General features: G+C 64.6%; 29 protein-coding genes and 1 tRNA gene. 17 read left to right on the forward strand and 13 right to left on the reverse strand.

Translation table 11 applies throughout. The annotated features are described in order from the left end of the window. Positions 1-3 precede the first annotated feature (3 nt). The 6 genes from FQK05_RS04220 (at position 4) to FQK05_RS04245 (ending at position 6,984) form a co-directional block, all read left to right on the forward strand. The gene (locus FQK05_RS04220) at positions 4-750 is read left to right on the forward strand and encodes a phosphate/phosphite/phosphonate ABC transporter substrate-binding protein (protein WP_158964601.1); all 747 of its coding nucleotides are present in this window, start codon (positions 4-6) and stop codon (positions 748-750) included. A 60-nt stretch (positions 751-810) separates the two neighbouring features. Continuing rightward, a complete protein-coding gene (locus tag FQK05_RS04225) occupies positions 811-2,139 on the forward strand; it encodes a glutamine synthetase family protein (protein WP_158964602.1) in 1,329 nt (442 codons plus the stop codon). Between the two features lie 59 nt (positions 2,140-2,198). Continuing rightward, on the forward strand, positions 2,199-2,879 hold the full coding sequence (locus tag FQK05_RS04230) for a type 1 glutamine amidotransferase (protein ID WP_158964603.1): 681 nt from the start codon (positions 2,199-2,201) through the stop codon (positions 2,877-2,879). Next, on the forward strand, positions 2,876-4,249 hold the full coding sequence (locus FQK05_RS04235) for a glutamine synthetase family protein (protein ID WP_158964604.1): 1,374 nt from the start codon (positions 2,876-2,878) through the stop codon (positions 4,247-4,249). Before FQK05_RS04230 ends, FQK05_RS04235 begins: the two co-directional genes overlap by 4 nt. A gap of 77 nt (positions 4,250-4,326) precedes the next feature. Beyond that, positions 4,327-5,631: an NAD(P)/FAD-dependent oxidoreductase gene (locus tag FQK05_RS04240; RefSeq protein ID WP_158964605.1), complete on the forward strand. Its 1,305-nt coding sequence runs from the start codon at positions 4,327-4,329 to the stop codon at positions 5,629-5,631. Positions 5,632-5,754: 123 nt separating this feature from the next. After that, a complete protein-coding gene (locus tag FQK05_RS04245; protein ID WP_158964606.1) occupies positions 5,755-6,984 on the forward strand; it encodes a DegT/DnrJ/EryC1/StrS family aminotransferase in 1,230 nt (409 codons plus the stop codon). Between the two features lie 195 nt (positions 6,985-7,179). On the opposite strand, the gene phaR is transcribed toward FQK05_RS04245, so the two are convergent. The 3 genes from phaR to FQK05_RS04260 all read right to left on the reverse strand — a co-directional run bounded on the left by phaR (position 7,180) and on the right by FQK05_RS04260 (position 10,405). Continuing rightward, positions 7,180-7,752, reverse strand: coding sequence for a polyhydroxyalkanoate synthesis repressor PhaR (gene phaR, locus FQK05_RS04250; protein WP_158964607.1), 573 nt, complete (start codon positions 7,750-7,752; stop codon positions 7,180-7,182). Between the two features lie 238 nt (positions 7,753-7,990). Continuing rightward, positions 7,991-8,434 (reverse strand): phasin family protein, encoded by a 444-nt coding sequence (locus FQK05_RS04255; protein ID WP_158964608.1) that lies wholly within the window; start codon positions 8,432-8,434, stop codon positions 7,991-7,993. 153 nt (positions 8,435-8,587) lie between these two features. Further along, on the reverse strand, positions 8,588-10,405 hold the full coding sequence (locus FQK05_RS04260; protein ID WP_158964609.1) for a PHA/PHB synthase family protein: 1,818 nt from the start codon (positions 10,403-10,405) through the stop codon (positions 8,588-8,590). Between the two features lie 132 nt (positions 10,406-10,537). Here FQK05_RS04260 and phaZ point away from each other — a divergent pair, with 132 nt between their 5' ends. Further along, a complete protein-coding gene (gene phaZ / locus FQK05_RS04265) occupies positions 10,538-11,818 on the forward strand; it encodes a polyhydroxyalkanoate depolymerase (protein ID WP_158964610.1) in 1,281 nt (426 codons plus the stop codon). A gap of 4 nt (positions 11,819-11,822) precedes the next feature. After that, complete coding sequence (locus FQK05_RS04270; protein ID WP_158964611.1) at positions 11,823-12,410, forward strand: DUF6151 family protein; 588 nt, start codon at positions 11,823-11,825, stop codon at positions 12,408-12,410. Between the two features lie 147 nt (positions 12,411-12,557). On the opposite strand, the gene FQK05_RS04275 is transcribed toward FQK05_RS04270, so the two are convergent. From FQK05_RS04275 to FQK05_RS04290, 4 genes are all read right to left on the reverse strand, one after another. Beyond that, positions 12,558-13,265: an alpha/beta fold hydrolase gene (locus tag FQK05_RS04275; RefSeq protein WP_158964612.1), complete on the reverse strand. Its 708-nt coding sequence runs from the start codon at positions 13,263-13,265 to the stop codon at positions 12,558-12,560. A gap of 88 nt (positions 13,266-13,353) precedes the next feature. Beyond that, positions 13,354-13,968 carry a hypothetical protein gene (locus FQK05_RS04280; RefSeq protein ID WP_158964613.1) on the reverse strand — a complete coding sequence of 205 codons (615 nt, stop codon included), beginning with the start codon at positions 13,966-13,968 and terminating at the stop codon, positions 13,354-13,356. A 22-nt stretch (positions 13,969-13,990) separates the two neighbouring features. After that, positions 13,991-14,965, reverse strand: coding sequence for an alpha/beta hydrolase (locus FQK05_RS04285; RefSeq protein WP_233270352.1), 975 nt, complete (start codon positions 14,963-14,965; stop codon positions 13,991-13,993). A gap of 14 nt (positions 14,966-14,979) precedes the next feature. Then, the gene (locus FQK05_RS04290) at positions 14,980-15,729 is read right to left on the reverse strand and encodes an alpha/beta fold hydrolase (RefSeq protein WP_158964615.1); all 750 of its coding nucleotides are present in this window, start codon (positions 15,727-15,729) and stop codon (positions 14,980-14,982) included. 209 nt (positions 15,730-15,938) lie between these two features. On the opposite strand from FQK05_RS04290, the gene thrS reads away from it, so the two are divergent. The 5 genes from thrS (at position 15,939) to FQK05_RS04315 (ending at position 20,742) form a co-directional block, all read left to right on the forward strand. Beyond that, positions 15,939-17,918 (forward strand): threonine--tRNA ligase, encoded by a 1,980-nt coding sequence (gene thrS, locus FQK05_RS04295; RefSeq protein WP_158964616.1) that lies wholly within the window; start codon positions 15,939-15,941, stop codon positions 17,916-17,918. A gap of 205 nt (positions 17,919-18,123) precedes the next feature. Then, positions 18,124-18,432, forward strand: coding sequence for a BufA1 family periplasmic bufferin-type metallophore (locus tag FQK05_RS04300; RefSeq protein WP_158964617.1), 309 nt, complete (start codon positions 18,124-18,126; stop codon positions 18,430-18,432). Positions 18,433-18,579: 147 nt separating this feature from the next. Beyond that, complete coding sequence (gene bufB / locus FQK05_RS04305) at positions 18,580-19,449, forward strand: MNIO family bufferin maturase (RefSeq protein ID WP_158964618.1); 870 nt, start codon at positions 18,580-18,582, stop codon at positions 19,447-19,449. Next, the gene (locus tag FQK05_RS04310) at positions 19,440-20,195 is read left to right on the forward strand and encodes an HvfC/BufC N-terminal domain-containing protein (RefSeq protein WP_233270353.1); all 756 of its coding nucleotides are present in this window, start codon (positions 19,440-19,442) and stop codon (positions 20,193-20,195) included. Before bufB ends, FQK05_RS04310 begins: the two co-directional genes overlap by 10 nt. Positions 20,196-20,199: 4 nt before the next feature. Further along, positions 20,200-20,742, forward strand: coding sequence for a DoxX family protein (locus tag FQK05_RS04315; protein ID WP_158964620.1), 543 nt, complete (start codon positions 20,200-20,202; stop codon positions 20,740-20,742). Between the two features lie 107 nt (positions 20,743-20,849). Here FQK05_RS04315 and FQK05_RS04320 read toward each other — a convergent pair whose 3' ends face one another. Both FQK05_RS04320 and FQK05_RS04325 read right to left on the reverse strand, forming a co-directional pair. Next, positions 20,850-21,218, reverse strand: coding sequence for a hypothetical protein (locus FQK05_RS04320; RefSeq protein ID WP_158964621.1), 369 nt, complete (start codon positions 21,216-21,218; stop codon positions 20,850-20,852). A gap of 43 nt (positions 21,219-21,261) precedes the next feature. Then, on the reverse strand, positions 21,262-21,579 hold the full coding sequence (locus tag FQK05_RS04325) for an ArsC/Spx/MgsR family protein (RefSeq protein ID WP_158964622.1): 318 nt from the start codon (positions 21,577-21,579) through the stop codon (positions 21,262-21,264). 210 nt (positions 21,580-21,789) lie between these two features. Between FQK05_RS04325 and FQK05_RS04330 the strand changes: the two genes are divergently transcribed. After that, positions 21,790-21,996, forward strand: coding sequence for a cold-shock protein (locus FQK05_RS04330; RefSeq protein WP_158964623.1), 207 nt, complete (start codon positions 21,790-21,792; stop codon positions 21,994-21,996). A 604-nt stretch (positions 21,997-22,600) separates the two neighbouring features. Here FQK05_RS04330 and thyX read toward each other — a convergent pair. Continuing rightward, a complete protein-coding gene (gene thyX, locus FQK05_RS04335) occupies positions 22,601-23,518 on the reverse strand; it encodes an FAD-dependent thymidylate synthase (RefSeq protein ID WP_158964624.1) in 918 nt (305 codons plus the stop codon). 331 nt (positions 23,519-23,849) lie between these two features. On the opposite strand from thyX, the gene FQK05_RS04340 reads away from it, so the two are divergent. Beyond that, complete coding sequence (locus tag FQK05_RS04340; protein ID WP_158964625.1) at positions 23,850-24,278, forward strand: VOC family protein; 429 nt, start codon at positions 23,850-23,852, stop codon at positions 24,276-24,278. Positions 24,279-24,363: 85 nt separating this feature from the next. Here FQK05_RS04340 and FQK05_RS04345 read toward each other — a convergent pair whose 3' ends face one another. After that, positions 24,364-24,552 carry a DUF6324 family protein gene (locus FQK05_RS04345; protein ID WP_158964626.1) on the reverse strand — a complete coding sequence of 63 codons (189 nt, stop codon included), beginning with the start codon at positions 24,550-24,552 and terminating at the stop codon, positions 24,364-24,366. 94 nt (positions 24,553-24,646) lie between these two features. Here FQK05_RS04345 and FQK05_RS04350 point away from each other — a divergent pair, with 94 nt between their 5' ends. Beyond that, positions 24,647-25,132 carry a GNAT family N-acetyltransferase gene (locus FQK05_RS04350; protein WP_158964627.1) on the forward strand — a complete coding sequence of 162 codons (486 nt, stop codon included), beginning with the start codon at positions 24,647-24,649 and terminating at the stop codon, positions 25,130-25,132. Positions 25,133-25,187: 55 nt separating this feature from the next. Further along, positions 25,188-25,264 (forward strand) — tRNA-His (locus FQK05_RS04355). Positions 25,265-25,379: 115 nt separating this feature from the next. On the opposite strand, the gene FQK05_RS25830 is transcribed toward FQK05_RS04355, so the two are convergent. Further along, a complete protein-coding gene (locus FQK05_RS25830; protein WP_199252590.1) occupies positions 25,380-25,997 on the reverse strand; it encodes a hypothetical protein in 618 nt (205 codons plus the stop codon). Further along, a complete protein-coding gene (locus FQK05_RS04365) occupies positions 25,994-26,776 on the reverse strand; it encodes a DUF2092 domain-containing protein (RefSeq protein ID WP_158964628.1) in 783 nt (260 codons plus the stop codon). The genes FQK05_RS25830 and FQK05_RS04365 overlap by 4 nt, the downstream gene beginning before the upstream one ends. Positions 26,777-26,864: the final 88 nt, after the last annotated feature.

Here is a 26,864-nt window from a genome sequence, read left to right on the forward strand (position 1 = left end):
TTAATGATCGCCATGCTTGGGATGTACGACCATCCCGCCATCCAGGCCGCGAATGACCGCTACTGGACCGCCATCCGTGACCACCTGGGGTATGGCCCCGCCACCCTGACCCGGGACATGGATTTCTTCGACATGTGGTTGTCCCCGGACCTGCTGCTGGGCCAGACCTGCGGACTGCCCTATCGCGCGCGCCTGTACGACAAGGTGCAGAAGATCGGCACGCCGAACTATGGCATCGAAGGCGCGCCCGACGGCCATTACCGGTCCTGTTTCGTGGTCCGCCGCGATCATGGCGACGTCACGCTGGCCGATTTCGACGGCAAGCACCTGGCCTTCAACGAATCCGTGTCCCAGTCCGGTTGGGCCGGTCCCCTGACGCACATGAAGCGGAACGGCGTGACGCCGGGCAAGATGACCGAAACTGGCGCGCACCTTCATTCCGTGCAGGCCGTCGCCGCGGGCGCGGCCGACATTGCCGGGATCGATGCGATCACCTGGAACATCCTGCTGGAACACGAACCGGTGACCGAAAAGCTTCAGGTCATCGACATGACGCCGCCCACCCCAGGCCACGCCTACATCACCGCCCCCGGCAACGATGTCGAAGCGCTCGAGGCCGCGATCCGCGCCGCGATCGATCAGCTGTCGGCCGCGGATCGTGCCGCGCTGCAGCTGAAAGGCATGGTCCAGATCCCTGTCGAAACCTACCTGGACGTCGAAACCCCGCCGCCCCCCGCGGCCGCAGCCTGAGCGTGCAGGCCAAGGGCCTGCCGGCAACGGCCGCCCGAGGCACGCAAGACGGAGCATGACATGAACCTTGACGATCTGGGCGCCTTCGCGACCCTGCGGGTGGCGGCGGCCGATCTGAACGGGCAGATGCGCGGCAAGCGCGTGCCCGGATCCTTTGGAACGAAACTGGACCGCGGCGCGGTCCGCATGCCGTTTTCGGCGCTGAACGTCGACCTCTGGGGCGCCGACATCCACGACAGCCCGCTGGTCTTCGACGCGGGCGATGCCGATGGCGTCCTGCGCCCCACCGCCCGCGGTCCCGTGCCGATGCCCTGGATCGCCGCCCCCACGGCGCTGGTGCCGATGAGCATGTATCACGATTCGGGCCGGCCCTTTTCGGGCGATCCGCGCCATGCGCTGAAAGCCATCCTGGAACGCTTTGCCGACCGCGGCTGGCAGGTCATGGCCGCGACCGAGATGGAGTTCACCCTGCTGGACGACACCGGCCAGTCCCCCCTGCCGCCCCGGAACCCGATGACGGGCCGCGCCCTTGCGGGCGAGGCGATCCTGTCGCTGGCGGAAATGGATGCCTTCGACAGCTTCTTCACCGCACTCTACGACGGTTGCCGGGCGATGGGGATCCCGGCACAGTCGGCCATTTCCGAAAGCGGGGTCGGCCAGTTCGAAGTGGCGCTGGAACACCAGCCCGCCCTGCGCGCGGCCGACGATGCCTGGCTGTTCAAGGCGCTGGTCCGCGGACTGGCCCGCGCACATGGCTTTTCGGCGACCTTCATGGCCAAACCCTATGCTGACGATGCCGGGAACGGGATGCATGTCCATTTTTCGGTCCTGGACGAAAACGGCGACAACATCTTCAACGATGGCGGGCCACGGGGCACCGACACGCTGCGCCATGCCGTAGCGGGCTGCCTGAAGGCCATGCCCGACAGCACGGTGATCTTTGCCCCCCATGCCAATTCCTACAATCGCTATGTCGACGGCGCCCATGCGCCGACCACGGCTGTCTGGGCCTATGACAACCGCACCGTGGCCTTGCGCATCCCGGGCGGTCAGCCGGTGGCACGGCGGATCGAACACCGCGTGGCAGGGGGCGACATGAACCCCTATCTGGGCCTCGCCGCCATCCTGGGCGCCGCACTGACCGGCATCGAGGACGGGGACGAGCCTTCTGCACCCGTCACCGGCAACGCCTATGAACTGGACGGGTTGCCGACGCTGGAACACACGATGGGGGCCGCAATCGACCGCTTTGCCGCCAGCGAACGGATGGCGCGGATCTTCCCGAAGCTGCTGATCGACAATCTTGTGCTGACAAAACGGCAGGAGATGACCCGTTTTGCAGCCCTGCCCCCCGAACAACACTGGTTGGCCTATCTGGAAACCGTGTGACCCTTGCCTGCCCCCCCGGGGCTCGGCTATTCAGGATTTGATCAAAACTCAGGTGCATCATGAAAATCGGTATCCTCCAAACCGGCCATGCGCCCGATCAGATCGTGGCGGGGCACGGCGACTATGACGCCATGTTCCAGCGCTTCCTGGCCGGCAACGGGTTCGAGTTCGACACCTTCAACGTCGTAGACGGGCAGTTCCCCGACGGCCCCACCGCAGCCGACGGCTGGATCGTCACCGGCTCGCGCCACGGCGCCTATGAAGACCACGACTGGATCCCGCCGCTGGAGGCGCTGATCCGCGATATCGTCGCGGCGGACCGGCCGTTGGTGGGCATCTGCTTCGGCCACCAGATCATCGCCCAGGCCCTGGGCGGCAAGGTCGTGAAGTTCCCGGGCGGCTGGTCCGTGGGCCGGACCGAATACAAGGTCGGTGACAAGACCCTGGCGCTGAACGCCTGGCATCAGGACCAGGTGGTCGAATTGCCCGAAGGGGCGCAGGTTCTGGGTTCGAACGACTTCTGCGCGAACGCGGTTCTGGCCTATGGTCCGAATGTCTGGACGATTCAACCTCACCCTGAATTCTCGAACTCGGTGATCGACGGGCTGATCCGCTTTCGCGGCAAGGGCGTGGTGCCCGATGCGCTGCTTAAGAACGCAGAGACCGGCCTGGACCGCCCGAACGACAATGCCGCAATCGCACAGACGGTCGCGGCCGTATTGAAAGGAAACCGGTCATGAAGACCGAAGGCTCTGACGACTGGCTGGAAACCCTGCCCGAAGCCGCCCGCGAATACCTTGAAGGCCGGCGGCTGGACGAAGTGGAATGCATCATTTCCGATCTGCCGGGCATCGCGCGCGGCAAGGCGGTCCCGGCACAGAAATTCCGGCGCCAGTCGATGTTCCACCTGCCCGACAGCATCTTCTACCAGACCATCACCGGCGACTGGAGCGATGCGGCCGGCAAGGAAGGGTTCATCGAGCGGGACATGATCCTGCGCCCCGACTATGCCACTGCCACCGCCGCGCCCTGGACCGCCGACTGGACGCTGCAGGTGATCCACGACGCCTATGACCGCGAAGGCAACGCGATCCCGTTCAGCCCGCGCAACGTGCTGAAACGGGTCGTGAAGCTCTACGAGGATCAGGGCTGGCAACCGGTCGTCGCGCCCGAGATGGAATTCTATCTTGTCGCGCGAAACACCGACCCGGGCCGCCAGATCGAACCGATGATCGGCCGGTCAGGCCGCCCCGCCGCCGCACGGCAGGCCTATTCGATGACTGCGGTCGACGAATTCGGACCCGTGATCGACAGTATCTACGATTTCGCCGAAGCGCAGGGATTCGAAATCGACGGCATCACCCAGGAAGGCGGCGCCGGCCAGCTGGAAATCAACCTGCGCCATGGCGACCCCGTGCTGCTGGCGGACGAGGTGTTCTACTTCAAGCGCCTGATCCGCGAGGCGGCGCTGAAACAGGGCTGTTTCGCGACCTTCATGGCGAAACCGATCATGGAAGAGCCCGGCAGCGCCATGCACGTCCACCATTCGGTCGTGGATGCGAAGACCGGCGACAACATCTTCTCGAACGCCGACGGGTCCGAGACCGAGGCGTTCTACCATTTCATTGCCGGGATCCAGAACCACATGCCGTCCGCGCTGGCGATGATGGCGCCCTATGTGAACTCCTACCGCCGTTACGTCCCGGACAACGCTGCGCCGATCAACCTGCAATGGGGCTACGACAACCGGACGACCGGCATTCGCGTCCCCCTGTCCGATCCGGCCGCGCGGCGGATCGAAAACCGGATCGCCGGCATGGACTGCAACCCCTATCTGGGGATCGCGGCATCGCTGGCCTGCGGTTACCTGGGCATGATGGAAAAGAAGATGCCGGCGGCGGCCTTCGAAGGCGATGCCTATGAAGGCGAAGGCGACTTCCCCCGGATCCTGGGCGGTGCGCTCGACCTCTTTGACGAGGCGACGGTGCTGCACGACATCATCCACCCCGACTTCGCCCGCGTCTACGGCATCGTAAAACGGATGGAATACGAGGAGTTCCTTCAGGTGATCTCTCCCTGGGAACGCGAACACCTGTTGCTGAACGTCTGAAGACCGGGCCCTTCGGAGCCCGTGTGCCGTAACGAAGAAAGGGGGCGGTCCGCACCAGGCGGGCGGCCTGCGTGATCATGAACCTGCTCGACATCAATGACCGGCCCGGCACCCATCCGGACAGCTGGTACGCCGCCACCGCCAACGACGACAAAAGCTACCCGCCACTGGACGGCGACATCACCGCCGATGTCTGCATCGTCGGCGGCGGCTTCACGGGTCTGTCCGCGGCGTTGCACCTGGCCGAAGCCGGCCGACGCGTGGTGCTGGTGGAAGCGCAACGCGTGGGCTTCGGCGCGTCGGGCCGGAATGGCGGCCAGGTCGGCACCGGACACAACCGCGATCCGCTGAAACTGGAAAAGATGGTCGGGGCCGGGAACGCGGCAAAGCTCTGGGACCTGGCCGAGGCGTCGAAGGATCTGGTGAAATCGCTGGTCGCGACGCACCGGATCGACTGCGATCTGGCGTTGGGGCTTCTGCACGCCGCACGCAGCCGGTCCAGCCTGGCCGAGGAGCATGCCCACGCCGACCAGCTGGTCGACCGCTGCGGCTATGAACAGATCCGCAAGCTGGACGCGGACGAATTCCGTGCGATCTGCCCGTCGGACTATTATGTGGGCGGCACCTATGACAGCGGCGCGGGCCACATCCATCCGCTGAACTTCGCCCTGGGCCTGGCTCGCGCGGCGGCGGCGGCCGGCGCCACGATCTGCGAAGGCACGCGGGTTTCGGAAATCCGAAAGGGAAGCCCCGCGAAGGTGGTCACCGACCGCGGCACTGTCACGGCGGAACATGTGATCCTGGCCTGCAATGGCTATCTTGGCGGGCTGGAACCCAGGGTCGCGGCCCGGGTGATGCCCATCAACAACTTCATCGTCGCGACCGAACCGCTGGGCGACGACGTTTCCCGTGTGCTGACACAGAACGTCGCCGTGGCCGACGACAAGTTCGTCGTCAGCTATTTTCGCCTGTCGCCCGACGGGCGGCTGATATTCGGCGGTGGGGAAAGCTATGGCTATCGCTTCCCCAGCGATATCGAGGCGAAGGTCCGCCCGAACATGGAAAAGGTCTATCCGCACCTTCGGGACGTGCGCGTGACCCATGCCTGGGGCGGGACGCTGGCCATCACCGTGCAGCGGATGCCCTATTTCGCAAGGCTGGCGCCCACGATCCTGACCGCGTCCGGCTATTCCGGCCATGGCGTTGCGCTGGCGACACTGGCCGGCAAGCTGATGGCGCAGGCGGTGGAAGGGCACGCCGACGGCTTCGACACCATGGCCGCCATCCCCAGCCCGGCCTTCCCTGGGGGCAGCGCGCTCCGCTCGCCCATCCTGGTGCTGGCGATGACTTGGTTCTCTATGCGCGACCGGCTGGGCATCTAGGCCACGGTTTTCCGCCAAATTACGACAGCACCGTGAAAATTCGGCCCTGCGACCGGATTGCGCTTGGACTTGGCCCTTGTTCATATTAAGATAGTTCGAAGTACAGTTTAAGGAAAACCGAATATGCAGACCCAGTCGCAGCCGGTCGTAGCACCTGACGTTCACCAGGCCGAACCGATTCCCGACGCCGCGCGCGAGGCGATCGATGCGCTGATGCAGTCGGCCGACCTCTTCCGCTACAATTCCGAGGACGCGCCGGTCTCGCTTCTGGAAGGCGAATTCGCCGAGATGATGGGGACCCGTTATGCACTGGCGGTGTCCTCCTGTTCGGCGGCGCTGTTCCTGTCGCTGAAGGCGCTGGACCTGCCCCGGGACGCGAAGGTTCTTCTGCCGGGCTTCACCTTTGCCGCCGTGCCGTCGTCTGTGATCCACGCCGACTGCCTGCCGGTCCTGTGCGAGGTGGGCGAAAACCTCCGCATCAACCTGGCGGATTTCGAGGCGAAGCTGGATCAGGACATCGCGGCTGTCATCATCAGCCACATGCGCGGCCATACCTCGGACATGGACGCCATCATGGCGCTGTGCGATGCCCGCGACATCCCGGTGATCGAGGATGCGGCCCATTCGCTGGGCACGACCTGGGGCGGGCGCAAGATCGGCACCATCGGCAAGATCGGCTGTTTTTCCTTCCAGTCCTACAAGATGATCAATGCCGGCGAAGGTGGCGTGCTGGTCAGCGACGACCCCGAACTGGTCGCGCGCGCCGTGATCATGTCGGGCGCCTATGAGCATAACTGGAAGAAGCACAAGCGCCGGGGCGAAAACTCGTCAGAGCTGGAAGAGGCCTTCGGCCGCTGGCAGAACAAGCTGCCGCTTTACAATCTGCGCATGAACAACCTGTCGGCCGCGGTGATCCGTCCCCAGATCCCGGAACTGGAGCGTAGGGTGATCGACGGGCTGAAGAACCACGACTATGTCGCGGACCGGCTGAACGGATCCCCCTGGTTCGAGGTGCCGCCCTGCCTGGCGCCGGAAGTCCGCGCACCGGATTCGATCCAGTTCAACCTTGTCGGCCTGACTGACAACCAGGTGAAGGCCTTCGCCGCGCTTTCCGCCGACCGTGGGGTGAAGGTCCAGGTCTTCGGGATGAGCACGGACAACGCCCGCGCGTTCTGGAACTGGCAGTTCATCAAGGACCTGCCGGAACTGCCGCAGACCCGTGCCATGCTGATGCGCGCCTGCGACGTGCGTCTGCCGGTGCGCCTGACCAGGGCGGAACTCGACATCATCGCCGACATCCTGCTGGGCGCGATGGACGAGGTCATGCCGGAGCCCCTTGCCTACGGCACCTGATCGCCGGCAAACCTGCGGACAAAAGAAAAGCGGCGCCGGGTGCGCCGCTTTTTCGTTCGAACAAACACCCCGAAGCCCAGGAACCGCGGCGCACAAGCGCCGCATCGCGCCCGAGACGGTTCGGCGAATGCGGACCGCATTCGCCGAGGGCGGGCGGGTGGGCCGTCGAAGGGCGCGATCCCGCCGCGCGCGAAATCAGCTCAGCTTGGACAATTTCGACTGCAGGTCGGCCAGCTGCTTCTTGATCGCATCCAGCTCGTCACCGTCACCCGATTTCTTGGCCGCAGGCTTGGCCGTGCCGTCATCGTGGCCCGGCCCGGACATGCCCGACGGGAAACCGCCGGTCATCGCCTTCAGCCAGGCTTCCTGCTGGGCCTTCATCGCCTCGAAGCCCGGAAAGGTGGTGATCGGGTTCATCGCCTGCATGTTTTCCATCATCTTCGACTGGCTGTCGCGCAGCATCTCGAAGGAGCTGGTCAGGAAATGGGGCATCATGCCCCCGCCCGGCACCATGTAGCTGCGGACCAGGTCCATCAGCACGTTCACCGGCAGGACGTTCTCGCCCCGGCTTTCATGTTCGGCAATGATCTGCAGGAGGTACTGGCGGGTCAGGTCGTCGCCCGACTTCAGATCGACGATCTGCACCTCTCGGCCCGCCCGGATGAACCCGGCGATATCCTCGAGCGTCACGTAATCGCTCGTCTCCGTGTTATAGAGACGTCGGCTAGCGTATCTCTTGATCAGAAGTGGCTTGTCGCCATCCGCCATTTCGGTCCCTCCCGAGCCCTGCACCCGTTAAACGTAATCGCTGCAAAGCAGAATGCAAAGGGAAACGGTCACTGAACGTCGCGCAATCCGAAAAGAACTGCGCCCTGTTCGGGGCCTTCCCCTGCCCTGAAACGGGAAGGGCAGGCCCGAAGGCCTGCCCTGTCCGAGATTGCACCGGATGGGAGGAGAGGAGGTGCAGATCTTCGAACCCCGAAGATCCCTTGCGGGATCCCATCGTTTACTGAGCGGTCGCCTTCTTGGCCGCTTCGGTCATGTCGGCGGTTGCCTTCTTCATGGCCGAGGTGGCTTCCTCAGCGACGTCCTTGCCGGCCGACATCATCAGCTCGACGGTGTCCATCTGGACCTTCTTCGCGATCTCGGCGAAGGCGGCCATGTTCTCGGCGGCCACTTCGGCGGTTGCCGATGCAAAGTCGGTCACGGCCTTGGCATAGTCCGCCGGCTCGTCCTTGGCTTTCGCCATCTCGGTCAGCTTGGTGATGGTGTCTTTTGCCCACTTCGACGTCAGGTCGGCCGATTTCTCGGCGGCGTCCAGCGCGATGACCGACAGCTTTTCGTTCAGGTCGGCGGTGGTCTTGAACGCTTCTTCCATCGACGAGGTGTCGACCGGGAATGCGCCCATCATGTCTTTCATCATAGCGGTGAAATCTTGCGTGCTTGCCATTGTCTCAAATCCTTTTGCCTAACGGGCCCGCCCCGTTTCTTAGCTGAGCGGAATATGCATGCTGCAGCGCAGCATTTCAAGGAAAAAATGCTGCGCTGCAGAACAATCGTTGTTTTCAAAGGATATTTTAGACGGCGCACAAGGGCTGCACCGTCAGGCTTTCACCGCAACATAGGTCCCGGGCGCCGGCACAAGCACCGGGTGAGTCGAATCCCCCGGTTCCCGCGCTGGGACGTCACCGCCCGACCGGGGCCGAAGCCATGCCTCCCAGGTCGGCCACCAGGACCCTTCATGATAGGTGCCGGTGTCCTTCCAGGTCTCGTAGTCCAGCGTCATGTCCGGGTTCAGGTAATGTCCGTACTTCTTCTTGGACGGCGGGTTCACGATGCCTGCGATATGGCCGGATTCCGTCATGATGAAGGTCCGTTCCGGCGACCCCATCTGCTGGACTCCCCGATAGCTGTCCTTCCACGGCGCGATGTGATCCGTCTCGCAGGCGATAGCGCACAGCGGCACGTTCACATCCTGAATCTTCAGCGTGTGGCCAAGAAGCTCCAGACCGCCGGCAGCGAACTGGTTCTGCTGGCACAGCTTGCGCAGGTACTGCTTGCCCATCCTGGCCGGCAGGTTGGTCCCGTCCCCGTTCCAGTAAAGCAGATCGAAGGCCGGCGGCGCCTCGCCCAGCATGTAGTTCCGGATCGCCGGCTGGTAGACCAGATCGTTCGACCGCAGGAACGAGAAGGTGCGCGCCATCAGGTAGGACGCCAGGATCCCGTCCTTGTCCATCTCCTCCTCCAGCGCGTCGACGAAATCGTCCTGCAGGAAAGGCGTGAAATCCCCCTGATCCGAGAAATCGGTCAGCGCGGTAAAGAAGGTGGCCGAGTTGACCGAGGTATCGCCCCGCGCCTTCATCAGCGCCAGCGTCAGCGCAAGCGTGGTGCCCGCGATGCAATAACCGATGACGTTCAGCTTCTCCGTCCCGCAGATCTCCCGCACCGTGGACATCGCGGTCAGGAAGCCCTCCTCGACATATTCCTCCATGCCGACCTCGGCATAGCTGGCGTCGGGGTTCACCCACGAGACGACGAAGACGGTATAGCCCTGGTCGGTGATCCAGCGGATCAGGCTGTTCTGGGCCTTCAGGTCCAGGATGTAGAACTTGTTGATCCAGGGCGGCACGATCAGTAGCGGGATTTCCTTCACCGTTTCCGTCGTGGGCGAATACTGCACCAGTTCCAGCATCCGGTTGCGGAAGACGACGGCGCCCGGCGCTGTGGCGATGTTGCCGCCCATCTGGAAGGCCGTATCGTCCGACAGGCGCACGATCAGTTCGCCATCGTGGGCTTCAAGGTCGTGGATCAGATTTTCCAGCCCCTGCACAAGCGACTGGCCTTCGGTCTTCAGCGCCTTTTCCAGCGCATCCGGGTTGGTGGCCAGGAAGTTGGTCGGCGACATCAGTTCCACGATCTGCTTGGCGAAATAGCCCAGCCGCTTCTTTTCCACCGGATTCAGGTCGTCGACATCCTCGACCGCCTGGCGGATGGCGTCGGCGTTGATCAGGTACTGCTGCTTCAGGAAATTGAAATAGGGATGCGAATCCCACAGGGGATTCTTGAATCGCGGGTCCTTCGGCCCCGGGTCGTCAGGCGCCTGCAGCTTGCCCTTGGCCAACGCCTGCTGCGCTTCCAGGAAATGCCGGACGGAGTTGCCCCAATAGGACAATTGGTGTTCGAAGATCTTGGCCGGATTGTTCACCGCTTCGGCCCAATAAGCCGTAGCCGCGCGCTGAAACAATTGCTGGCTTGGCCCGTCCAGGGACGGGCTACGCATCTTGCGGCGGGACAAAGCCTCGACCAGGCGCTTGGTCAGCACCTCGACCTTGTCCAGATTCTCTGTCAGCTTCTCGAGGTTCTCCCCCGAAAGCGGCATCGTGCCATCCGTCCGTCCCTCGGAGTCGTCGCCCGTTGTCATTTTAACCTTTCCCCCTTAACCTTCCTCCTACAGACCACACTACCGTCGTATGGTCGGGAGGCAAAGCGACGATTGGTCCATGCAGGCCGCCAGCGTATCCGCGTCGGCGGCCGGTTCGACTGGAGACCCGACATGCGATACATGACGACCTACGACTTGATGGAGTCGGCGCGGAACACCAACCAGTGGATGGGGGCGACCGCGCAAGCCATTGCCGGATATCCGCTTTTCGCGGCGATGCCCAATCCTGCCCTGACGCTGATGGGCGCCTGGGGCGAAGTGGCGGAGCGCACCTTCTCGCGCATGGTGGTGAAGCCCGACTGGGGAATCGATTCGATTACCGGCGAGGACGGCCGCGATCACGTGGTCGAACTCGAAACGGTGGTCGAAAAACCCTTCGGCAACCTGATCCACTTCAAGATCAACGGCCGCGAACCGTCCAAGCGGCGCGTGCTGCTGGTGGCGCCGATGTCCGGCCACTATGCCACACTGCTGCGCTCGACCGTGAAATCGCTTCTGGGCGATTGCGAGGTCTATATTACCGACTGGCACAATGCCCGCGATATCCCGGTGTCGATGGGCAAGTTCGACATCGAGGATTACACCCTCTACCTCGTCGATTTCATGCGTGCGCTCGGGTCCGACATCCACGTGATCGCGGTCTGCCAGCCGGCGCCGCTGACGCTGGCCGCGACTGCCTACCTGGCCGAGGAAGACCCGGCCGCCCAACCCGCCACGCTGACGCTGATCGGCGGCCCGGTCGACCCAGAGGCGACCCCGACCGAGGTGACCGATTTCGGCCGCCGCGTGACCATGGGCCAGTTGGAAGAGGCCGCGATCCAGCGCGTGGGTTTCAAATACAAGGGCGTGGGCCGCATGGTCTATCCGGGCCTCCTGCAGCTGACCTCTTTCATGTCGATGAATGCCGACCGGCACAGCCAGGCCTTTTCCGACCAGATCCAGCGGGTGGCGCGCGGCGAAGCCTCGGACCACGATGCCCACAACAAGTTCTACGACGAATACCTGGCCGTGATGGACATGACGGCCGAGTTCTACCTGTCCACGGTCGAGCGGATCTTCAAGAAATGCCAGATCGCGAAGAACGACTTCGTGGTCGCCGGCAAGAAGGTGGACATCGGCAAGATCACCGATGTCGCGGTCAAGACGGTCGAAGGTGCCAATGACGACATTTCCGCCCCCGGTCAGTGCATCGCGGCGCTGGCCCTGTGCACCGGTCTGTCGGAGGAAAAGAAGTACAGCCACCTGGAACCGGGCGCGGGCCATTACGGCATCTTTGCCGGTCGGTCCTGGCGGGACAATATCCGCCCGCTGGTGCTGAACTTCATCGACGACAACAGCCGGCCGCCGGCCAGCGGGGCCACGACTGCCGCCGGCGACATGGCGGCAGAGTGACCTGATGCCCACCACAGAGCCGATCCGCTTTGCCTGCGCCTGCGGGTCGGTCCGGGGCGAGGTTTCCCGCACCTCCTCCCCTGGCGGAACGCACATCATCTGCCATTGTAAATACTGCCGCGCCGGAGAACTTTGGTGCGGACAACCCGACCCGGATCCGGAAGGCGTGGCCATCTTCCAGACCACGGCGGACCGGGTACGTTTCACCGAGGGTCAGGACCATGTCGGCGCCTTCCGCCTGACGAAACAGGGTCCATACCGCTGGTACGCAACCTGCTGCAAGGCACCGCTTTTCAACACCACGTCCAGCCCGGGCGTGCCCTTCGCCGGCATGATCGCGGCCCGGGCCGCGGATCCGTCAGATCTGGGCCCGGTGAAGATGCACGTCTTCCGCACGCAGCCCGACGGCACGTCCAAGGCCGGACTTGGGATCGGAGCAGTGGCCAAGCTGATGACCGGGCTTGCCGCCGCACGGCTGTCGGGGCGCTGGAAGAATACCCCCTTCTTCGATGCCGCGACCCGCAAGCCCCTGGCCACGCCCGCGATGGTGGGCCCGGACGACAGCGACGGGCTTTATCCCCCGCGCCGCTGACGTTCGGAAGCGTATCCAATCAACCGTTCCGCCCGGCTCCGGGCCGGACAGCGCCGGCCCGCACCCACCGAATGAACAGGGGGGCGTCTCCCTTCTTGACGCAACGCCATCCCGGCAAGGGGCCTTGCACCAATGTCCAGGGCAGCCTCAGGCCATAGCCGGGATGGACAGCCAGGCGCCCAGCGCTTCCAGCGTGGCCTTCGGCGCCTCCAGCGACGGCAGGTGACCGGCGGTCTCGATTTCGACGAACCGCGCGCCGGGGATCAGTTCGGCCATGAAGCTTTGCCGCTTGGCCGGCACCAGCGTGTCGTGACGCCCGCACAGGACCATGGCCGGCACACGGATCTTGCGCAGCGTCGGCTGCTGGTCCCGGCGGCGCTGCAGCGCGCGGGACTGGCGGACGAAGACCTCCGGCCCCAGGTCGCGGGCCATCGCCCCGACGAAGTTCATCAGGTCCAGCCGCCGCGGCCCGGGGGCCAGTGCCCCGGACGGCAGGACCTTGCGCATCACCTCGTCCAGCTTGCCGGTGCGGGCGCCGATGATCAGCGGCTCGCGTTCTGCCGCGTCCTGCGGGCTTTCCGCCAGGGGATGGGCGCTCATCAGGCACAGGCGGGCAATCCGATCCGGCGCGCGGCGGGTGATCTCCATCGCAACGATGGCGCCCAGCCCGTGACCGACCACGGCAGACCGATGTGGCAACTGGTCCAGCAGGGCCGATGCGATCTCCTCGACCCGTTCGCCCCCGGTGACCGGCCCGATCATGGTGGCCCGACGGGCAGACAGGACCTGCACCTGAGGCGCGAACAGGCGCGCGTCACACATCATGCCCGGCAGGAAGACAACCGGTTCCGTCATGACCAAGATTTTCCCATCCGCCTCGTTCCCCTGTCACTCTGCAAAAACTCTCTCAGCCTACAAGAGAAGCCCTGCCCCGACCATGCCGCTAGGGGTAAGAAATGCCGCGGTATTCCGGGAAATCCGCATAGCGCCGCTGACGGTCGGTCAAGGTTTCGGCAGGGTCTTCACCGGCGGCCAGCAACTTGCCCCTTGGTTCGATGTAACTGGAAATCGTGGACAAGGCATGGGGTCGCCAGTCGATGTTGAAGGCGCAGAGCTTCGGAAAGAACCAGAGCCCAGAATAAGGCAGATGATCGTGGATCCACCAGGCCAGATCGCGCCAGTCGCGCCCCCGGTCGTATTGGTCCGCGAACCACGGGATCATGATCGACGCACCGGCGATCCGCGCGTCGCCCCTGCCCCGGTCCCAGATATGGCATTCGATGGGATTGTCGTTCCGGGCGCAGTTCAGCGCGTTCTGGTTCCCGAAACGGTTCAGCGACGGAGACCTGTAACCCGACCGGACCGCGATCCGGCCAAAGGTTTCCTGAAGCGGGTCCAGCAGTTCGGTGCACAGCATCCGCCCCGTCTCGATGGCCAGGTCCGGGTTGTCGGGAATGTTCTGGAGCCTATGGAAATTCCCGATCTCGGAATAGAGAAAGTCGCGCATGTAGAAATGTCTCGACAGGCGCACCCGGCCCAGCGTTTCCAGGCTCCACATGCTGGCGGGCCTGCGCATCGGGTTACAGACCCAGCACCTGGCGCAGCCAGCCCGTGATCTCGGCCACGGCCGGGGCGTTCTGGTTCGGACTGGCAAGGTCGCCGGCGATGACATGGTTCCACGGATCGTCGATCCGGTCGCCCGGGACAGCCTGCAGCGTCACCGGCCCGCCCCATCGGTCGACAAAGGCGCGGGTATCTGCGGCCACCACGACCTGATCGTCGTCGGAAAAGCGCACCAGCAGCGGCGCCGTCCCCTGCCCTGCGTCCAGCGCGTTCACCGCCTTGACCAGCGCCGCCATCACCGTGACGGCAGAGATCGGGTAATCGTTGGTCCAATAGTCTTCCTGCGCCGATGTCCGGCCTTCGACATGGCGGATCCGGCCCGAGGTCAGCGCCATCAAATGCCGCGCAAAGGGCCAGGTCATGAACCGTGCCACCGGGGAATTCACCCCGAGGTTGGGAGAGACCAACACGACGGCCGCCACATCCTTGGACAGGTCCGGATCCAGCGCCGCGGCCAGCGCCAGCGTGCCCCCGGTCGAGGTGCCGATGACCACGACCCGGTCGCCCACCGCGCGGGCGGCCGCGATGCCTTCGGCCATGTCCTGCATCCAGGCCCTGGCCGTCGCCTCGGCCATTGCGGCGCCGGTCCGTCCGTGGCCAGTCAGACGCGTATAGACAAGGTTCGCGCCCAGCGCGGTCGCGATCTGGTCCGGGACCGGGCGGATCTCTTCCGAACTGGCGGAAAAGCCGTGGACATAGAGGATCGACACCGGCGTCCGCGTTTCCCGCGGGCCCGCCCAGACCACGCGTTTTTCCACGCCGGGCCAGATGTCGGGAAAGGCGGATTCGACGCTTTCGAAATAGACGCCCACGCCTTCGCCGAACTTTCGCGGCTCGAACGACGCATTCAGGTCGACCTCTTCATAGGGCCCGAACCGGAACAGGGCCCATACGGCCACGACCAGCGCGACAAGGATCGTCAGCACGGCCATGGCCCGCCTCCGCATCAGCCCTCGCCCATGACGTCGAGGATCGCCCTTTCGATCATGACAAGGTTTTCCGGTTCCGAGAACCGGTGATCTGCGTCCTTGACCAGCGTCAGCCGCATGTCGGGGCAATCGGCATGGTCCAGCAGGCGCAGCGCGGTTTCCGTGCTGACGGCACTGTCGGCGGTGCCTTGCAGGCAGCGAACCGGGAACGGCAGATGCAGGGGCGACCGCAGGACAAGGTGCTGGCGGCCATTTTCGATCATGCGCCTGGTGACGATATAGGGCTCCATGTAATCTGACGGCATGGCGACCTGCCCGTCCCGTTCCAGCACCATTTTCTGTTCTTCGGTGAAGCTGGCCCAGTATCCGTCTTCGGTGAAATCCGGCGCCGCGGCGATAGTGACAAGCCCGGCGATCCGTTCGGGCATCGCACGGCACAGAAGCAGCGACTGCCAGCCGCCCATGGACGATCCCACGACCACCAGCGGCCCGTCGGTCAGCGCCTCGACCGCGGCCAGCGTGTCTTCGTGCCAGTCGCCGATGGCGCCGTCTTCGAACGTGCCCGAACTTTGCCCGTGGCCCGAATAGTCGAAGCGCAGGAAGGCCTGCCCGCGCGCCCGGGCCCAGTCTTCCAGGTGGACGACCTTGGTGCCTTCCATGTCGGATTTCAGCCCGATCAGGAAGACGATGGTCGGCCCCGCCCCTTCGGTCTTGCGATAGGCCAGCCTGCGGCCCTGGGTGGTGTCCAGATAGTCGATGCCCGCCATGGAACCCTCTCCTTTTCCACCGGATCTAGCAGGCGAAGACCACCCGGGGCAATCGCCCTGCCCACGAATGGCGGGGGCGCGACAGATCCGGCCTTTGCCGTCTTTCGTTCGCTTCGCTGTTGACAGTGCCCGGTCATGGGGCCACATCGGCACCGCACATAACCCGCAACCGGGCGTTCCGTGGGCGCCAAACTGACGAGGAGGCCGATATGGCACAGATCTCTCTCTCATTCCCCGATGGCAATGCACGTTCCTATGACGCCGGGATCACCCCGGCCGAGGTGGCTGCCGATATTTCCAAATCCCTGTCCAAGAAGGCGATCAGCGCCACCGTGGACGGCAAGCACTGGGATCTGGCCTGGCCCATCGCCCAGGACGCCACCCTTGCCATCAATACCCTGGCCGACGAGGCCCCTGCGAACGAGCTGATCCGCCACGATCTGGCGCATATCATGGCCCGCGCGGTCCAGGAGATCTGGCCCGACACGAAGGTCACCATCGGCCCCGTGATTGAAAACGGCTGGTATTACGACTTCGACCGGGCCGAGCCCTTCACGCCCGAGGATCTGGGCCTGATCGAGAAGAAGATGAAGGACATCATCAATCTTCGCGATCCGGTGCGGACGGAAGTCTGGGACCGCCAGCGCGCCATCGACCACTACAAGGCCCAGAACGAGCCCTACAAGGTGGAACTGATCGACGCCATTCCGGGCGACGAGCCGGTACGGATGTACTGGCACGGCGACTGGCAGGACCTGTGCCGCGGGCCGCACCTGCAGCACACGGGCCAGGTTCCGGCCGACGCGTTCAAGCTGATGTCGATTGCGGGCGCCTACTGGCGCGGCGACTCGAAGCGGCCGATGCTGCAGCGGATCTATGGCGTGGCCTTCTCGAACCGCGAGAAGCTGAAGGCCCACCTGACCATGCTGGAGGAGGCCGCCAAGCGCGACCACCGCAAGCTGGGCCGCGAGATGGACCTGTTCCACATGCAGGAAGAAGCCCCGGGGCAGGTCTTCTGGCATCCGAACGGCTGGACGATCTACACGACGCTGCAGGACTACATGCGCCGCAAGCAGCGCGCGGGCGGCTACAAGGAAGTGAACACGCCGCAGGTGGTCGACCGCAAGCTCTGGGAGGCCTCCGGCCACTGGCAGAACTACCAGCACCACATGTTCATCGTGGAAGTCGACGAAGGCCGCGACGGCGAGAACGACGATGCCTCTGCGAAGAACAAGGATCAGACGCGCATCAACGCGCTGAAGCCGATGAACTGTCCGTGCCACGTGCAGGTGTTCAACCAGGGCCTGAAGTCCTACCGCGACCTGCCGCTGCGCATGGCCGAATTCGGATCCTGCAACCGCTACGAACCGTCGGGCGCGCTGCATGGCATCATGCGGGTGCGGGGCTTTACCCAGGACGACGCGCATATCTTCTGCACCGAAGACCAGATCCAGGAGGAATGCGCGCGCTTCATCGACTTCCTGGCGGATGTCTATGAGGAGCTGGGCTTCGATACGTTCGAGATCCGCTTTGCCACGCGCCCCGACAAGCGTGTCGGCACCGAGGAAAGCTGGGACTATGTCGAGGCCGCGCTGGAGAATGCGATCAAGGCCGTGGGGCGTGAATATACGCTGGAGCCGGGCGATGGCGCCTTCTACGGGCCGAAGCTCGACTTCTACCTGACCGACGCGATCGGCCGTGTCTGGCAGTGCGGCACGTTCCAGGTCGACCCGAACCTGCCGGAGCGGCTGGGGGCCAGCTATATCTCGCCCGAAGGCGACAAGACGCGGCCCTACATGCTGCACCGTGCCTGCCTGGGTTCGTTCGAACGGTTCATCGGCATCCTGATCGAGAACTGGGAAGGCAAGCTGCCTTTCTGGCTGGCGCCCCGGCAAGTCGTCGTCGCCTCGATCACGTCCGAGGCGGACGATTACGTAGCCGAAGTGGTGGCCCAGCTGACGGCAGCCGGTGTCCGGGCCGAGGCCGATACGCGGAACGAGAAGATCAACTACAAGGTCCGCGAACATTCGGTCGGCAAGGTTCCGGTGATCCTGGCCGTCGGCCACCGCGAGGTCGAGGAGCGCACCGTGTCCGTCCGTCGCCTGGGCGAGAAGCAGACCAGGGTCGAAACGTTACAGGCGATCACGGAAAGCCTGTCGCGTGAGGCCAAGGCCCCCGACCAGTTGTAACAATCGAAGCGGGCCGCGCCGGGATTTCCCCCGGCGCGGCCTTTTTCTTGCGGGATCCGGACTGATTTTTCGGGTTTCCGGCCTTGGGGCCGTAACGTGGCATGACGGCCACGTTATCTACGTCGATGTGAATTCTTCTTCGCCGGGGCGGTAACTACCTTCATGATGTGAAGCCAGACATCGACAACCACCGGAGGACCTACCCATGTCGACCACCGTGAAATCCCTGACCATTGCCGCCTCGGTCGCGGCCGCACTTGGCGCCGTGGGCGTGACCACGGCCGAAGCTCAGGCCAAGGAAAAGTGCTTTGGCGTGTCCCTGGCCGGCAAGAACGACTGTGCCGCGGGCCCGGGCACGACCTGTGCCGGCACCTCGACCGTGGACTATCAGGGCAATGCCTGGACGCTGGTCGCCAAGGGCACCTGCACCGATATCAAGCTGCCCCCCGAAGCCGACGGCACCGCACGCCACGGCTCGCTGGAAGCGTTGACCCGCGACCTGCCCAAGGCCTGAGGACACCCCGTCCGGTTGGTTAATCCGGCATCGGGTGCGCGCCTTGCCGGCCCGACCACAGGCAGGGCGGGGTTCACCTAGCCCCCGCCACGAAATCCGGACGTCCCTGCCAGGCCGGGACGCCCTTCCCTATCCCGGAGGACGCGCATGCCCAGCCTGACCTGCTTGCCCCCCGCCCCCGGCATCGGCTTCAAGCCCCAGCATTTCGCCGACCTGACTGCGGGCCCCGGCCCAGTGGCCTGGGTGGAAATCCATGCCGAAAACTACATGGGCGATGGCGGCCGCCCGCTGGCACAACTGGCCCATCTGGCGGGTGCCATGCCCGTATCGGTCCACGGTGTGGGCCTGTCCATCGGCGGTGAAGGCCCGCTAGACCGGGATCATCTGGACCGGCTGGCCCGCGTCGTGGACCGCTCCGGCGCGTCGGCCGTGTCGGAACATCTGGCGTGGTCCAGCCATGGCGGCGCCTATTACAACGACCTGCTGCCCCTGCCCTATACGGATTCAACGCTTGAACGTGTCGCGGGCCATGTGGCGCGGGTGCAGGACCGCCTGGCCCGGCCGATCCTTCTGGAAAACCCGTCCAGCTATCTTTCCTTCGCCGAAAGCACCTGGGACGAACCCGCCTTCCTGGCCGAAGTCGCCCGCCGCACCGGATGCGGCCTGCTGCTGGATTTGAACAACGTCTTCGTCTCGGCCACCAATCTGGGCTTCGCACCGCAGGCCTATGTCGGGGCGCTGCCCCTCGACCGCGTGGGCGAAATCCACCTGGGCGGCCATGCGGCAGAAACGGACGAAACCGGCGCGCCGCTTCTGATCGACGACCACGGGTCCCCCGTGGCCGATCCGGTCTGGTCGCTGCTCGATTTCACTTTGGCCCGCTCGGGGCCTCTGCCCGTGCTGATCGAATGGGACAACGACGTCCCCGACTGGCCCATCCTGCGGGCCGAGGCCGCGCGCGCCGGCGATGCCCTGACGGCTGCCCGGCAAGGGGCGGAGATGCCGCTGTGGGCGTGACCGAAGCCGCCTTCGCGGCCGCGCTCCTGCGTCCGCAGGACGCTGCACCGTCCGGTCTTCGAAACCCCGAAGACGCTCCGGCCGGCCGCCGGTTCGACGTCTACCGTAACAACGTCGTGGCCGGGCTGTCCGATGCGCTGTCCAGCGGCTTTCCGACAGTCGCCAGCCTGCTGGGACCTGAAGCGATGACCGGCCTGTCCCGCCTCTACCTTCAGGACCATCTGCCGGTCAGTCCGATCATGGCACGGTTCGGCACCGACTTCCCCGATTTCCTGGGTGCCGTCGAACAGCTTCGGTCCCTGGCCTACCTGCCGGACATTGCCCGCCTGGACCTGGCCCGGCGCCAGTCCTATCACGCCGCCGATGCCGATCACGTCACGCCCGAAGTCTTTGCCGCGGTCCCCGGAGACCGTCTGGCGCGGGTGACCCTGGCCTTCGCGCCCGCAGTGCGGCTTCTGCGATCCCCCTGGCCGATCCATGCGATCTGGCTCTTCAATACCGAAGACGATGCCCCCGCCCCGCAGGCCGGGGCGCAGGACGTCCTGATCTCCCGCCCCGACTTCGATCCCGTGGTCGACCTGCTGCCGCCAGGTGGGGCTGCGTGGATTGCCGCGCTGGCCGCGGGCACCGCCCTGGGCCCCGCGCTGGACAACGTGCAGGCTCAGGTCCCCGCTTTCGATTTCGCGCCCATACTGGCCCTGCTCCTGCAACGCCGCGCCATTTCCATCCTGACCATTACGGAGTGATCCGATGCAAACCCTTGTCACCCTGCACAACCGGATCTTCTTGGTCCTTGGCCGTGCCGACGACTGGATCGTCCCAACGCTGGCCCGCTTCACCTTTGCCGCGGTGCTGTCAGTCTATTTCTGGTCCTCGGCCATGACGAAGCTGGGACCCGGCCTCTTCGGCTGGCTGAACCCGTCTTCCGGCGCCTTCGCCCAGATGTTCCCCAAGGCGATGGAGGCCGTCTCCTACGACCAGTCGCAGCTGGGGATCGGCTATCACCTCTTCGCGCTGGTCGGGACCTGGGCGGAATTCATCCTGCCGGCGCTTTTGATCCTGGGCCTTTTCACCCGGATCGGTGCCATCGGCATGATCGTCTTCATCCTGGTACAAAGCTATGTCGACGTCACCGGCCACAAAGCCGCCGCCGCCACCATCGGCGCCTGGTTCGACCGCGACTCCGGCAGCATGATCATGGACCAGCGCCTGCTTTGGGTGACGATCCTTCTGGTTCTGGTGATCAAGGGCGCAGGCCCGATCTCGGCGGACCGCGCGCTCAGGATCGCCTGACCGCCACCGCCCAGGCTGCGGCGCATCCGAGCGGTTGTGTGTATGCCCCACGCATTCCCCGCCACGGCGTGTGGGTGGGCCGCCCGGGGGGGGCGGTCCCCCGCCCGTCAGAAATGTGCCCTGGGTTCGTCCGGTCTGCCTGCCGCCAGCGCCAGAACGGCGGCCGTGGCGGCAAAGACGATGGGGAACATCGTGAAGACGTTGAACCCCAGCCCCAGATACATCCCAAGGGCAGAACCGCCCATAAGGATGCCCCCCAGCAATGCCTGGGACCGCGCCATGGCGCCGCCGGCAATCGCCAGCACCGGGGCCACGATCGCGACGAGCCTCAGCGTGTGGACGTCCTGCACCTGTGTCAGCACGCCGTCCACCTCGCCCCATTGCTCGACCACCGCGGTGTAGCCATAGGCGAAGAAGCCCACCAGCATTCCCACGATGCCCGCGATCACGCCAAGGGTCAGGGCCGCATTCCGCATCGCTTGTCTCTCCGGTTGTTGTCCGGACCAGATAGGGGTGCTGTCAGTCCACGCCAAGGGCCGCGCGCGTGTCTGGGCCCCAGCCCAGGTACAACTCGTCGCCCGCCTCGATCAGCGGCCGCTTCATCAGTGTGGGATGCGCCGCCATCAGATCCTGAACCGAAGCTTCGCGTTCCGCGGCATCCAGCCCCCGCCACGTGGCAGAGCTCTTGTTGACCATCTTCGGCCCGAATGCGGCGATGGCCCGGGCCATCAGATCCGCCGGAACGCCCTCTTTCCGGACATCGACATATTCAACTTCCGGCAAGGCTTTCAGCGCCTTGCGACAACTGTCGCACGTTTTCAGACCATAAAGTCGCATTCCTGCACTCCGTTGCGTCACTCAACTGACCATGCGGGACCTTCTGCCCGTTTTTCTTTCATTTTTCCACGGTCCATGCCAACCTCAGATACGGAACATCCGCCATCAGCCTTCCGCCTTCCATGGTCCAAGCCGGTCGACTGATCGGCCGATGTGCCAGCAACACCCCGGTCGCCCGGGGCGACTTAAAGGTAGAAGGAGACACGGGACATGCCGACAGGCACCGTGAAATGGTTCAACACCACCAAAGGCTACGGGTTTATTGCCCCTGACGAAGGCGGCAAGGACGTATTTGTTCATATTTCTGCCGTCGAGAGATCCGGTCTGACCGGCCTCGCCGACAACCAGAAAGTTTCCTACGAATTGCGCGACGGACGGGACGGCCGCGTCATGGCGACCGATCTGAAAACGCTCTGATCGTTCTGGCCCCGGCGATTCGGGGCCTGCACTCGGGGCGTTCCGGCCGGGCAACCGTCCGGTGCGCGCCACTTTCCCTGCAGCCGTCGCTGCATCCTGACCTGCCGTTCCAGCGGACAGGGTAAGTCGTTTTTTCTCTTTCTGCCTGCAGGACCCGGGGACGCCGAAAGGGCGTCCCGGTCTTCACTTCCACTGCACGGCCATCGCTTCAGGCCCGATCGCTCCCCACACATACGTGGCCAACCGCGACAGCGCAGAAAGTGTCGCAAGCCGGCGTCAGGATCCGGATCCCGCCGCCCCTTGGATCACCGATCCAAAACTCCGTCCACTCGCCATCACGCCATAATCCGCTCGCACCACCCCGCGCGACCAAGCTCCGCTGCGGGCCTTGCATCGGCGCGCGGCTCGCGCCATCGGTCAGGGTTTCGACCAGCACCCGCCGGCTGGGTCAACCGGCACAGCAAGCCGCACCAAACATCGGATCCAGCGCGCCTTCCCCGCCCGATCTCCTGGAAGGGTATCACCCCAGATCCGGTTCGTATATAGGCACGCTATACATGCGCCGGGCAATGCCGGCCACCCGCCAGGTTTCCGTGGCCTGCCCCTAGGCTTCGGGCGTTTTCAGCAGCGCCTCGAATTCCCGCCATTCCCTGGCCGACATGCCCGAGGTCTCCTGCGTGACGGCCTCGCCGCCCAGCATGCGGCGGATGCACTCCAGCCCGCTCTGGCTCAGTTGCGCACCGCCCAGGCGATAGTCTTCGAAGGCCTTCCAGGCAAAGGGTACCCAGTCCGCGGTCAGGCGGCAGATCTCGTCGGCATAGACCCGGATCTCGTACTGGGCATGGGAATCGGCCCTGAGCCGCAGGAAGTGGAACAAGTTGTGCAGGTCCACCTTCCAGTACCACTGGGTGTAGATATTTGCCGGCAGGTTCATCCGCGCCAGTTCCCGCGCCAGCCCCTGCTGACCGTCCTGGCTGATCATCTCTTCATAGTGGTCATAGGCGCGCATGGCGTCGGCCTTCAGCACCTCCAGCACCCGCGCGGCCTCGTCCCCTTCCAGGACATTGCCCCGGCCCTGGTTGTTCTGCACCGATTGCGCCGCCACATGTTCCGGCGCGGGAATATAGAATTCGCGGTCCAAGATCGAATAGCGGGCCGAATACTCGTTGACGTTGGCGGTCCGGTGCCGGATCCATTGCCGCGCCACGAACACCGGAAGCTTCACATGCAGCTTCACTTCGCACATCTCGAAAGGTGTCGAATGCCAGTGCCGCATCAGGTACCGGATCAGCCCTTCGTCGTTCTGCACAGACTTGGTCCCGCGCCCGTAACTGACCCGCGCCGCCTGGCAGATCGCGGCATCGTCGCCCATGTAGTCGATCACCCGGACAAATCCGTGGTCCAGCACCGGGTAGGCCGTGTAAAGATGCTGCTCCATCCCCGGCGCCACCGCACGCAGCGTCTGTTTCGGTTCGGCCCGCTGGGCGTGGATTTCGGCAAGCTGCTCGGGCGATACCGGCATGATCCGTCCTTTCCGGTGAAGACTCAGGTCGACACCATATGTGGTTCTCAAGCGAAACAGAACCCCTATATCCGGCACATGCCAAGCGTATCGGTCCGTCCGCCTCCGGCTGGAGTATTTGGAAAGAGAAGAAGGAACAAGCCGCGCCCGAAGCCGGAGCGGGTGGGCAAAATGGCGCGCGCCCTTCCCCTTCTCCTTTTTCCAAATACCTCCAGGGGTGTGGGGACAGCGTCCCCACGACACCCCACGACAAGGGGCCCCGCCGGGCGCGGACGCTCGACAATCATGCCCGACCGGCTATGGTCGGCCCGAAATGAAAACGGAGACTGTCATGCCCACCAAGTACCTGCACACCATGGTCCGGGTGAAGGATCTCGATGCGTCGATGGCCTTCTACGAACTGCTCGGCCTGAAAGAGGTTCGCCGGATCACCAGCGAACAGGGCCGCTTCACCCTGGTCTACATGGCCAGCGAAGGGGACGAGGACTGCCCGGTCGAACTGACCTGGAACTGGGACGGCGACGACGGCCTGCCCAGCGACAGCCGGCATTTCGGCCACCTCGCCTATGCGGTCGACGACATCTATGCGATGTGCCAGCACCTTCAGGACAACGGCATCGTCATCAACCGCCCGCCGCGCGACGGGCGCATGGCCTTTGTCCGCTCGCCCGACAATATCTCGATCGAGCTGCTGCAGGCCGGCGATGCCCTGCTCCCGGCCGAACCCTGGGCCAGCATGGAAAGCACCGGGCACTGGTAGGACCGGCCCGTCTTAAGAAATGACCGATGCACCGGTGCTGTCATGGCGCCGGTGTCTTGCTGTCGGAGAATCGTGGCGGGTACGCCTAGCGCTTGATGGCGCGGGCGGCGCGAACGGCGACGAGGATCTCTTCCGCGATCTCCTCGGCCTCTTCCGGTTCGAAATCCATCGGGATCTCGGCGCTTCCCGCTTCGACGAACAAGCGCACCATGCCCTGGTCGGTCGGCCCGATCTGCAGGTTCGCTTCGATATCGCGTTCGGTGTTGATGCCCATGTGCAGCCGCCCTTCCCGTTCTGACGGTACGTCCAGTGCCCTGCGCTAGCCCGCCGGAGCTTGAAAAGCAAGCCGGTGGCGTGAAGATGGCAGCATGACAGTGCTTCGCCCCTTCACCGCAGCCGACAAGGACTGGCTGGTCGAGCGTCACCAGACGCTCTACCGCGAGGCCGAGGGATTCGACGATACTTTCGGCCCGTTGGTGGCCGAGATCCTGACCGCCTTCCTGGCCGATCACGACCCCGCCCGGGAACGGGGCTGGATCGCGGCCGAAGGCGACACAAGGCTGGGGTCGATCTTCTGTGTCGCGGCCGGACCCGACCGGCCTTCCACCGCCAAGCTGCGCCTGTTCCTGCTGGAGCCCGCCAGCCGCGGCAAGGGGCTGGGCAAGCGGCTGCTGGGCACCTGCATGGAATTCGCCCGGAGCTCCGGCTATGCCGACATGGTCCTGTGGACCCATGAAAGCCACCGGGCGGCCTGCGCGCTTTATGCCGGGGCCGGGTGGGAACTGGTCGACAGCAAGCCCGTCCGCTCCTTCGGGGTCGACATGGTAGAGCAAAGCTGGCGGATCGACCTCTGATCGTTCCATTGCCCCTTGCATCCGCCGTCCGGCTTGGCTAAATCGCCCCCCACGTGCCGCCTTAGCTCAGTTGGTTAGAGCGCTGGATTGTGGATCCAGAGGTCCCCTGTTCAAGCCAGGGAGGCGGTACCACTTCCCCCCGATCCGTTTCGATTGCTGAATCGCTGTACCGGTTCGCGTTCCGGCACGAAAAACCGGGGCTGTTGCCATCCCCGGTTACCGTACTTCCCCGACAACTTGACGCCACTCAGGGCACGGCGACGATCTGGTAGGTCACCTTGTGCCCGTTCATCACGGCGCGCAGCCAGGTGTTGCCGCATTGCAGGTAGTCGACGCCATTGATGGTGCGGTCCACGCAATCCGGGGGCGGCGCGTCCACAATGCTGCCGATGGCCATCGCAGCCAGCGCGCCTGCCGCAGCCCCCATCCAGAAGTCGCTGTTGGCACGATCGTAGCCATGCCAGTACGGACCCGGCGGCGGACCATAGGGGTAACGCGGGTGCGGATAATGGGGCGGGAACGGATAGTAGGGTGGCGGGCCGTAGTGACCCGGACCGGGACCGTAGGGCGGATGCGGCCGGTGCCACGGGTGGTCCGGCGATGGCGGATTGTGGTGGGCCGGATGATGCCCCGGTCTGTCATGGGGCGGTCGCACCGGGCCCGGACCATAGGGGATGTGCCCATGCCACCGCACGTTCCACCCGCTGCTGGAACTTTCCGAGTGACCGTGGAAGCTGCCGCTGCTCATGTTCATGCGGCCGCCATGGCCGCCGGCCTGCGCAACGCCAGGCAGAACCTGGGTCGAGACAAGCAGGCCAAAGGCAAGGCTGTGCATCAGCGATGCGCGGGTCGTCTTCGCGCTCATTGCCGGGCCTCCTTGTCCGCGTCTTCATAGGTGATCAGCGGCACGGCCGACATGCCTTCGGCCGGAGAATAGGTGAAGACCTCTGGTCCGGGCACCGATTCCACGTCCCATTTCAGCCGCGCGGTGAAGCGCGGACGGGCCAGCACATCCTTGTCCACGACCGAGACCTGAAGCGGCACCGGATTCCCGTCGGCCTGGATCCAGACCTCCCAGTCCTGGTCGGCCGAGCGGAAGGCCCAGTGATCCGTGGCGACCCCGTCGATATTGGCGAACCCCACGAAGAACCCTTCGCGGATCACGTCCAGGGGCGTGTCATTCGTGCCCCATGCAAAGATGTCGGCCAGGGGAAAGGCCAGCGCATGGGCGCCGGCCAGGGTCTTCAGCATCGTGGCGATGTCGCCCGTTTCCTCGACCGTGGCATAGTATCCGTCATCCGGCGCGACATAGGTGACGGTCGCCCCGTCGTAGTAAAGCTCCCGGCGAACCACGTCGGTCATCAGTTCGATGGCGACATGCCCGGGCCGCGTGGCCTGGTAATAGACCTGCCCGGACATCAGCAGCTTCTGATCGTTGTCCAAAACGATTTCAGCCTCGGTGTCGGCGCTGAAGGTCAGGCTGCGCAGACCGGCGATATAGTCGCCCATGGTCTTCAGCGCGGCCGCGGCCTCTTCATCGACGGGCGCGGCCTGGGCCAGGCCAAGCTGCGGGGCAGACAGGGCCGCCAACAAGACGATCCGGGCCATGACCGGCACGCTGTGGTTCCGGAAATCGAATTTCATACAATTAAGACTTTCGACATCTTCAAGGATCCCCATCTGATCGCTTGCCGATCTTTCCGTCAATCGCTTTCGGAACCGTTAAAAGGGG

It is taken from the genome of Chachezhania sediminis (assembly GCF_009765275.1).
Lineage (GTDB): Bacteria > Pseudomonadota > Alphaproteobacteria > Rhodobacterales > Rhodobacteraceae > Chachezhania > Chachezhania sediminis.

Coding starts and splice junctions, on each gene's coding strand:
- FQK05_RS04220 (WP_158964601.1), top strand. CDS start 4: ATGATCGCCATGCTTGGGATGTACGACCATCCCGCCATCCAGGCCGCG.
- FQK05_RS04225 (WP_158964602.1), top strand. CDS start 811: ATGAACCTTGACGATCTGGGCGCCTTCGCGACCCTGCGGGTGGCGGCG.
- FQK05_RS04230 (WP_158964603.1), top strand. CDS start 2,199: ATGAAAATCGGTATCCTCCAAACCGGCCATGCGCCCGATCAGATCGTG.
- FQK05_RS04235 (WP_158964604.1), top strand. CDS start 2,876: ATGAAGACCGAAGGCTCTGACGACTGGCTGGAAACCCTGCCCGAAGCC.
- FQK05_RS04240 (WP_158964605.1), top strand. CDS start 4,327: ATGAACCTGCTCGACATCAATGACCGGCCCGGCACCCATCCGGACAGC.
- FQK05_RS04245 (WP_158964606.1), top strand. CDS start 5,755: ATGCAGACCCAGTCGCAGCCGGTCGTAGCACCTGACGTTCACCAGGCC.
- phaR (WP_158964607.1), bottom strand. CDS start 7,752: ATGGCGGATGGCGACAAGCCACTTCTGATCAAGAGATACGCTAGCCGA.
- FQK05_RS04255 (WP_158964608.1), bottom strand. CDS start 8,434: ATGGCAAGCACGCAAGATTTCACCGCTATGATGAAAGACATGATGGGC.
- FQK05_RS04260 (WP_158964609.1), bottom strand. CDS start 10,405: ATGACAACGGGCGACGACTCCGAGGGACGGACGGATGGCACGATGCCG.
- phaZ (WP_158964610.1), top strand. CDS start 10,538: ATGCGATACATGACGACCTACGACTTGATGGAGTCGGCGCGGAACACC.
- FQK05_RS04270 (WP_158964611.1), top strand. CDS start 11,823: ATGCCCACCACAGAGCCGATCCGCTTTGCCTGCGCCTGCGGGTCGGTC.
- FQK05_RS04275 (WP_158964612.1), bottom strand. CDS start 13,265: ATGACGGAACCGGTTGTCTTCCTGCCGGGCATGATGTGTGACGCGCGC.
- FQK05_RS04280 (WP_158964613.1), bottom strand. CDS start 13,968: ATGTGGAGCCTGGAAACGCTGGGCCGGGTGCGCCTGTCGAGACATTTC.
- FQK05_RS04285 (WP_233270352.1), bottom strand. CDS start 14,965: ATGGCCGTGCTGACGATCCTTGTCGCGCTGGTCGTGGCCGTATGGGCC.
- FQK05_RS04290 (WP_158964615.1), bottom strand. CDS start 15,729: ATGGCGGGCATCGACTATCTGGACACCACCCAGGGCCGCAGGCTGGCC.
- thrS (WP_158964616.1), top strand. CDS start 15,939: ATGGCACAGATCTCTCTCTCATTCCCCGATGGCAATGCACGTTCCTAT.
- FQK05_RS04300 (WP_158964617.1), top strand. CDS start 18,124: ATGTCGACCACCGTGAAATCCCTGACCATTGCCGCCTCGGTCGCGGCC.
- bufB (WP_158964618.1), top strand. CDS start 18,580: ATGCCCAGCCTGACCTGCTTGCCCCCCGCCCCCGGCATCGGCTTCAAG.
- FQK05_RS04315 (WP_158964620.1), top strand. CDS start 20,200: ATGCAAACCCTTGTCACCCTGCACAACCGGATCTTCTTGGTCCTTGGC.
- FQK05_RS04320 (WP_158964621.1), bottom strand. CDS start 21,218: ATGCGGAATGCGGCCCTGACCCTTGGCGTGATCGCGGGCATCGTGGGA.
- FQK05_RS04325 (WP_158964622.1), bottom strand. CDS start 21,579: ATGCGACTTTATGGTCTGAAAACGTGCGACAGTTGTCGCAAGGCGCTG.
- FQK05_RS04330 (WP_158964623.1), top strand. CDS start 21,790: ATGCCGACAGGCACCGTGAAATGGTTCAACACCACCAAAGGCTACGGG.
- thyX (WP_158964624.1), bottom strand. CDS start 23,518: ATGCCGGTATCGCCCGAGCAGCTTGCCGAAATCCACGCCCAGCGGGCC.
- FQK05_RS04340 (WP_158964625.1), top strand. CDS start 23,850: ATGCCCACCAAGTACCTGCACACCATGGTCCGGGTGAAGGATCTCGAT.
- FQK05_RS04345 (WP_158964626.1), bottom strand. CDS start 24,552: ATGGGCATCAACACCGAACGCGATATCGAAGCGAACCTGCAGATCGGG.
- FQK05_RS04350 (WP_158964627.1), top strand. CDS start 24,647: ATGACAGTGCTTCGCCCCTTCACCGCAGCCGACAAGGACTGGCTGGTC.
- FQK05_RS25830 (WP_199252590.1), bottom strand. CDS start 25,997: ATGAGCGCGAAGACGACCCGCGCATCGCTGATGCACAGCCTTGCCTTT.
- FQK05_RS04365 (WP_158964628.1), bottom strand. CDS start 26,776: ATGAAATTCGATTTCCGGAACCACAGCGTGCCGGTCATGGCCCGGATC.